Annotated in this window: 6 protein-coding genes; 1 reads left to right on the top strand and 5 read right to left on the bottom strand. The window is 62.4% G+C overall.

What is annotated here, in order from left to right:
* Positions 1-8: 8 nt before the first annotated feature.
* The gene (locus GOEFS_RS13590; protein WP_040525122.1) at positions 9-1,817 is read right to left on the bottom strand and encodes a penicillin-binding transpeptidase domain-containing protein; all 1,809 of its coding nucleotides are present in this window, start codon (positions 1,815-1,817) and stop codon (positions 9-11) included.
* 76 nt (positions 1,818-1,893) lie between these two features.
* Positions 1,894-2,472 (bottom strand): TetR/AcrR family transcriptional regulator, encoded by a 579-nt coding sequence (locus GOEFS_RS22520; RefSeq protein ID WP_170323177.1) that lies wholly within the window; start codon positions 2,470-2,472, stop codon positions 1,894-1,896.
* A gap of 40 nt (positions 2,473-2,512) precedes the next feature.
* Between GOEFS_RS22520 and GOEFS_RS13600 the strand changes: the two genes are divergently transcribed.
* Positions 2,513-3,793: a beta-ketoacyl-ACP synthase II gene (locus GOEFS_RS13600; protein ID WP_007318503.1), complete on the top strand. Its 1,281-nt coding sequence runs from the start codon at positions 2,513-2,515 to the stop codon at positions 3,791-3,793.
* Here GOEFS_RS13600 and GOEFS_RS13605 read toward each other — a convergent pair.
* The 3 genes from GOEFS_RS13605 to GOEFS_RS13615 all read right to left on the bottom strand — a co-directional run.
* Positions 3,757-4,593 carry a GNAT family N-acetyltransferase gene (locus GOEFS_RS13605; protein ID WP_007318504.1) on the bottom strand — a complete coding sequence of 279 codons (837 nt, stop codon included), beginning with the start codon at positions 4,591-4,593 and terminating at the stop codon, positions 3,757-3,759. The genes GOEFS_RS13600 and GOEFS_RS13605 overlap by 37 nt on opposite strands.
* A gap of 46 nt (positions 4,594-4,639) precedes the next feature.
* Positions 4,640-5,827: a flavodoxin-dependent (E)-4-hydroxy-3-methylbut-2-enyl-diphosphate synthase gene (gene ispG / locus GOEFS_RS13610; protein ID WP_007318505.1), complete on the bottom strand. Its 1,188-nt coding sequence runs from the start codon at positions 5,825-5,827 to the stop codon at positions 4,640-4,642.
* A gap of 18 nt (positions 5,828-5,845) precedes the next feature.
* Positions 5,846-6,811: M50 family metallopeptidase (locus GOEFS_RS13615; protein WP_007318506.1), on the bottom strand; the 966-nt coding region annotated here is incomplete at its 5' end.

A 6,811-nucleotide genomic window follows, 5' to 3' on the forward strand; every position in this document is an offset into this window, starting at 1 on the left:
ATCGCCTTCTACCCCAGCATCGACAGGAAATCTCTGGTAACGGCAACGGCATTCGTCGAATCTCCACCGCCGACGAGCAGAGTCGCGAACGCCAGATCGCCCCGATATCCCGCGAACCACGCGTGTGAGCCGCCGGCGAACTCGGCCTCACCGGTCTTGCCGAAAACCGCACCCTGTCCCGCGACCACTGTCGCGGTACCTTCGGTGACCACGGCGCGCATCATCGACCTCAGTTGGTCGATCACACCCGGCGCGATAGTAGGTTGTGGCCCGTCGACTTTCGTCGGTCGGCCCAGAATCAACTGCGGGGTGGTCGCCGAACCGTGCGCGGCCGTCGCAGCGACAAGAGCCATTCCCAGCGGGCTGGCCAGCACCTTGCCCTGACCGAATCCATCCTCACTGCGCGCGACCAGTTCGGGGGCGATAGGCACCGAACCCGACACCGCATCAAGCCCGGCGATCGTGTACTTCCGGCCCAATCCCATCGCGGCGGCCATACTCGCGAGATCGGCTGGACCCATCTCGCTGGCGAGTTTGGCGAAGGTGGTGTTACACGAGTTCGCGAAGGCACTGAGCATCGACACGGTTCCCAGTGAGAATTTGTCGTAGTTCGGGATCAGGCGCGGCCCGATCTGAATCTCACCCGGACACGGCACCTGCGTGGCCGGATGAGCCAAGTTGTGGGTGATCGCCGCCGAAGCGGTGACGATCTTGAACGTCGATCCCGGTGGGTAAAGGCCCGTTGTGGCTATCGGTCCATCGCGGTCGGCCGACGGGTTCTGCGCGATCGCCAGAATGTTCCCGGTGGACGGTTGAATCACCACCATCGCGGTCTTGAATCGCGTGCTGCCGTTGACCGCGGTCTGTGCCGCGCGCTGCATCCGTTTGGACAGCGTGAGCGTCACGGCGGGTGCGGGTTTAGCGGCATTCTCCGACACCATGTCGGCCACCAGGCCGTTGGGATTGACCACCGCGATCCGCCAGCCGACGGTTCCCTCAAGTTCGGAGCCGACCGCCTTCTTCACTTGCGAGAGCAGCGCCGGAGCGAACTGCTTGTCGGTCGAGGTCAACTCCGCCTGATCGGTGGCGATCACCCCGGGGATGGCGAGCTGGTCGCGCAGACGATCGAAGTCGGCATTAGTCAGGCGCGCAATGGGATACGGGTCATCACTCGCGGTGGACCGCTCGATAACCGACTGCGCAGACAACGTCGGGTTGTACCGTCCGATCGCGGCGATCAACCGTGTCACCGAGTCGACGACGTTGCCGCCGGCATCGGTCGCCGCCTTGGCGTCGAAGCTCACGCCGACCATCGTGCCGTTGGTCATCACAGTTGATCCGTCGGCCTCGTTAACGGCCGCACGGGGCGCCTCGGTGACCTGAAAAACGAGCTTCTGGTTGGCGCCCAGATCCGGGTGAATGTCTGTCGAGGTCCAGCGGACTCCCCAGCCGCCATCGGTGCGTCCGGCGACGACGGACGCCTTGTACGTCCACTCCCGGCCGCGCGGAAGCTTCCAGGTGTAAACCACTTCGACATTCGCCGTGTCGGCGTTGATCTGCGTCTTTCCCGCGGTAGCGGTCATCCCGCTGGCCTGCAGTCCACGCCACACGCTGCGCATTGCCGGTTCCGCGGCGACCTTATTATCGGTCTGCGTCGCTGCAGCGGCAACATCACCTGACGCGAACTCAGTCAGAAATCGCTGAACCGCCTGGCGCGGACCGTCATCGGTCGTCGAGCACGCGGTGATACCCACGAGCATCGCAACGCACGCCACCAGGGTGGTCACCGGGGCACTACGTCGCCCAATTCTGTTCATCGGCAATGATTTTAGGGCGATTGAGGGGTGACGTCGGGTTGCCACACCGGCTGCGGGCAAGGTCGCGATTGGAGTATTAGCGCCGTCCCGCAGCGAGGTCGGCGAGCATGCTGAACATGGTTTCTGCCTCTTGGTCAGCTTCGCTGGCTGCCGTGCTGGTGAGCCGATCGATGAGAAGACCTCGGAACGCGGCACCGATAACGGTCGCATGGCCGCCAGCGGTGCGGGCATCGCCACCCATTCGCAAAATTGCGTCTCGTAGCGCCGTTGTCATATCCGCAATCGCCGCACTCGCGAAAGCCCGATATTCACCATTCCCCGCAGTGCCCGCTCCCAGAATCTGAATCAGGAGCCGAGCCTCGGGCTCCTTCGAGCCCGCTGTCATTTCTCGCAGCAGAGACCGCAATGCGAGCACAAATTCTTCGGGACTGGACACCGCGTCGAAAGCAAGTCGAAAATTCTGCCTGCGACTCTCCAACGCGGCCGTGAAAAGCGCTTCTTTAGTACCGAAGTAGTAGACAAGCATCCTGGATGTCGTCCCTAGCCCTGCCGCGACATCCCTCAGCGAAGTGTCTATGAATCCGTTGTCGCTCAAATAGACCGCAGTTTGCTCGATAAGCGCATTGCGCTTCGCTATGTCAATCGGCCGCGGCACCACTTGACTGTAACAGCTGGTTCAGCTAAACAGTGTATCCATGGATGAAGCACTTGGTTCACAAATGGCTCGACGGGCATCGATAACCGCGACCGCTGTCGTGGCGTCACTGGGCGATGACCTTGACGAGCTGTGGTCGCAACTTCTGGACGGACGATCTGGAATTTCAGCTCTAACAGCTGAATTCATCGACGAGTTCGACCTCCCGGTCCGAATTGGAGGGGTACTCCCCTTCCACCCCTCCGACGAACTCACGCGGGTCGAGGTCCGGCGCATGTCGTATGTCGAACAAATGGCGGTCGTCCTAGCAAGACGTCTGTGGCGTGAGGCCGGCAATCCAATCGTTGATCCTGAACGATTGGCGGTCTGCATTGGAACCGGACTCGGTGGCGCCGAAGCCCTAGTCGATGCCGTACAGACCATGGACACCCGCGGGTATCGGAAAATTTCACCGTTCGCTGTGCCGATGATCATGCCAAACGGCCCCGCCGCATATGTCGCGGTCGAACTCGGCGCCCGCGCCGGGGTTTACGCACCGGTCTCGGCATGTGCATCGGGGGCAGAAGCTATCGCACGTGGTTGGCAGCTAATCAGTGACGGTGAAGCTGACATCGTCGTCGCGGGCGGAGTCGAAGGAACAATCAGCGCCGTGCCGATCGCGAGTTTCGCGATGATGCGGGCGATGAGTACGCGCAACGGCGATCCGGCCGGCGCTTCACGTCCATTTGACCGGGACCGCGACGGCTTCGTCTTTGGCGAAGCTGGCGCCTTGATCCTCCTGGAGTCAGCCGAGCATGCCGCGCGACGTGGCGCATCGTCCATCGCTGATGTCGTCGGTGCCGGAATCGCCTCGGACGGCCATCACATCGTCGCACCAGTTCCCGATGGAAGCGGCATAGCTCGCGCCATGCGCAAAGCCCTGACCGCAGCCGGCGTTACCGCCGAGCAGGTAGATCACGTCAATGCTCACGCAACTTCAACCGGAGTAGGTGACGCCGCTGAAGCGCGCGCGATCAGCGACGTGATTCCCAACGCGTCTGTGTACGCGCCAAAGGGAGCGCTGGGGCACTCGATCGGCGCGGTCGGGGCGCTTGAAACCGCCCTTGTCGCAAAGACTTTGGCTTCAGCAACAATTCCGCCGACGCTAAATCTCACCGTCCAGGACGACGAGTGCGAGCTGGATATCGTTCACACGTCGCCCCGAACCGGAACACTCCGCCACGCACTGACCAATTCGGTTGGCTTCGGCGGGCACAATGTGAGCCTTCTCCTTCAAACGCCAAATCAGTCGATCAGCACCGTCGCAAACGTCCCGACCTGACTGAAACCAACCGACTCGTAAACATTTCGGGCCCGGCTGTTGAAGTCGTTCACGTACAGGCTGGGCAGTCGACCGTTGTCCAGTACCGCCTGGGCCACCGCGGCCGTGCCGCCAACCCCGTAGCCGTGGCCGCGCAGATGCGGTGCGACCCAGACGCCTTGGATCTGCCCGACTCGTCGGGACAGGGACCCGATCTCCGCTTTGAAGACGATGTCAGGGCCGTCGAAGCGCGCGAAGACCCGGTGCGAATTGATCAGCGCCGTCAGTCGACGTCGATAGGCGCGGCCACCGTCACCGGCGCAAGGATCAACTCCGACCTCACCGACGAACATTTCCACCGCCGCAGGTACGTAGGCGTCCAGATCGTCGGGCGTCACCATCCGCACCTGCGGATCGGGGGCCACGAGCAGATCGTTCTGCAACGCCATCAACGGCTGATTGCCGCGAATCTCGCGCGGCGGGCCCCACACGGGCCCGAGCGTCGACCACAGTGGCTCGACAAACTCCGCGTGCCCGACGATTGACGAGCAAGCACGTGGCGTCGCCAGTGCGCGATCGGCAAAGTAGCTCATGTCAGAGGCGTTGCCGCACAACGGAATCAGGTTCGCGCCGTTGAAGCACAGCGATGTGGAGGCATCACCGGCAGTCCATAACTGCCCGCCGAGTGAACGCGGCTCGACGCCATGCGCCTCGACTCGCGCGGCTACCATCGCGGTACCAACCGGATCGGCGTCGAGCGCACGAAGGACCGCCGCGGTGTCGGCCGCACCTAGCGACCGCTCGCCCAGAAGCTTTAACACTCCCGACACCTCATCCCTGCCGTGGCACGCGAACCGACTGCGTCATTCAGCCGACGGTGACCACCGGCGAACCGACGGAGCTTCCGTCACCATCCTGACCCGATTCGGCCGCGATGCGCAGCGCTTCTTCGATTAATGTTTCGACAATCTGCGATTCGGGCACCGTTTTGATCACTTCACCCTTGACGAAAATCTGACCGCGCCCGTTCCCCGACGCTACGCCGAGGTCGGCCTCACGGGCTTCGCCCGGACCGTTCACCACACAGCCCATCACCGCGACACGCAGTGGGACCTCCATACCTTCAAGTCCGGCGGTCACCTCGTTCGCCAGCTTGTAGACGTCGACCTGCGCACGACCGCACGAGGGGCAGGACACGATCTCGAGTTTGCGCGGCCGGAGGTTGAGCGACTGCAAAATCTGGTCGCCGACCTTAACTTCTTCGGCCGGTGGCGCCGACAGCGACACGCGGATCGTGTCGCCGATCCCCTGCGACAGCAGCGCGCCGAAGGCAACAGAGGACTTAATGGTGCCCTGGAACGCCGGTCCGGCTTCGGTTACTCCGAGGTGCAGCGGATAGTCGCATTGCGCGGCGAGCTGTCGATATGCCTCAACCATGATCACCGGATCGTTGTGTTTGACCGAGATCTTGATGTCGCCGAAGCCATGTTCCTCGAAGAGCCCCGCCTCCCATAGCGCGGATTCGACCAAAGCTTCGGGCGTCGCCTTGCCGTATTTCTTGAGCAGTCGAGGATCGAGTGAGCCCGCGTTGACGCCGATGCGAATTGGGATTCCCGCATCGCCCGCGGCCTGTGCGACCTCTTTGACCCGACCGTCGAATTCCTTGATATTGCCTGGGTTCACCCGGACGGCAGCGCACCCGGCGTCGATGGCGGCGAAAATATAGCGCGGCTGGAAGTGGATGTCGGCAATGACCGGGATCTTCGACTTCTTGGCGATGATCGGCAGTGCCTCGGCGTCTTCTTGGCGCGGACATGCGACGCGCACGATGTCGCAGCCCGACGCCGTGAGTTCGGCGATCTGCTGCAACGTCGCGTTGATGTCGTGTGTTTTCGTCGTCGTCATCGACTGCACCGAGATCGGTGAGTCCGAACCGACACCGACGCTGCCGACCTTGAGTTGCCGAGTCACGCGGCGCGGCGCCAGTACCGGCGGCGGGCCAGCGGGCATACCCAAGCCGATCACGGGTGCGGAAGCTACCGGATTGTCTGTCATCTCTCGTCTTTCATCGGGTTAGAAGACCGGGATCGGGTTCACGATGTCAGCTGTCAACGTCAGGACCATGAACGCGCCGAGAACGATGACCACCGCATACGTGAGCGGCATCAGTTTCATGTAGTCAACCGGGCCGGCTGCGGTGCGGCCGAACCAGCGTCGAACGGTATTGCGGCCCTTTTCGTACCCGACGATCGCCATATGGCCACCGTCGAGCGGTAGGAGCGGCACAAGATTGAACACGCCGAGGAAGAAGTTGATGCTGATCAGCAGCAACACGAATACGTACCAGGCGTCGTTTTGTACCGCCTTACCGCCAATCACCGAAGCACCGTAGGCACTGACCGGGGTGTCCAACGCACGCTCACCGCCGGTGACTGCGGTCCACAAACCGCTCACCTTCGACGGCATCGACAAGAGCGCATCCCACGTCTGCTTGAAAAGGTCGCCGGTGAACACGAATGTCCCAGGAATGGCGCTGGCGGCGTTGTAATGCGTGACGTTCGGCGGCGGGGTGAAACCGACGCCGATTTTGTGAGCCTGCTCGGACTTTGTTCCCTCGGATGTCTTGGTGATGATGGTGGTGGCCTGCGGCACGACGGTGAAGTTCAATATCTGCCCAGCTCGATCCACGGTGACCGCGACGGGCTCGCTGGTTTTCCCGATACGGTCGGCTACCTGGCCGTAGTCGGAGATCGACTGACCATTGACCTCGACGATCGTGTCGCCGGCGCGCAATCCCTGCGCGGCCGCGGGTCCCGTGCCCTTGCATGGAGCAGCCTGCGGCGGCGCCTTCGTCGACACTGTCGTACTCGATGGCACGCAGGTGACCTCGGCCACTTTCGCGGGTGTGGGGTCGGGATTGAGGATCGGGAGCCCCCAGCTGACCGCCAATACATAGATGAGTACGAAACCGAGAATGAAGTTCTGGGCGGGGCCGGCGAATAGTACTACGAGACGTTTCCACGGTTTCTGCAAATACAT

Source organism: Gordonia effusa NBRC 100432, assembly GCF_000241305.1.
Lineage (GTDB): Bacteria > Actinomycetota > Actinomycetes > Mycobacteriales > Mycobacteriaceae > Gordonia > Gordonia effusa.

Coding starts and splice junctions, on each gene's coding strand:
- GOEFS_RS13590 (WP_040525122.1), bottom strand. CDS start 1,817: ATGAACAGAATTGGGCGACGTAGTGCCCCGGTGACCACCCTGGTGGCG.
- GOEFS_RS13600 (WP_007318503.1), top strand. CDS start 2,513: ATGGATGAAGCACTTGGTTCACAAATGGCTCGACGGGCATCGATAACC.
- ispG (WP_007318505.1), bottom strand. CDS start 5,827: ATGACAGACAATCCGGTAGCTTCCGCACCCGTGATCGGCTTGGGTATG.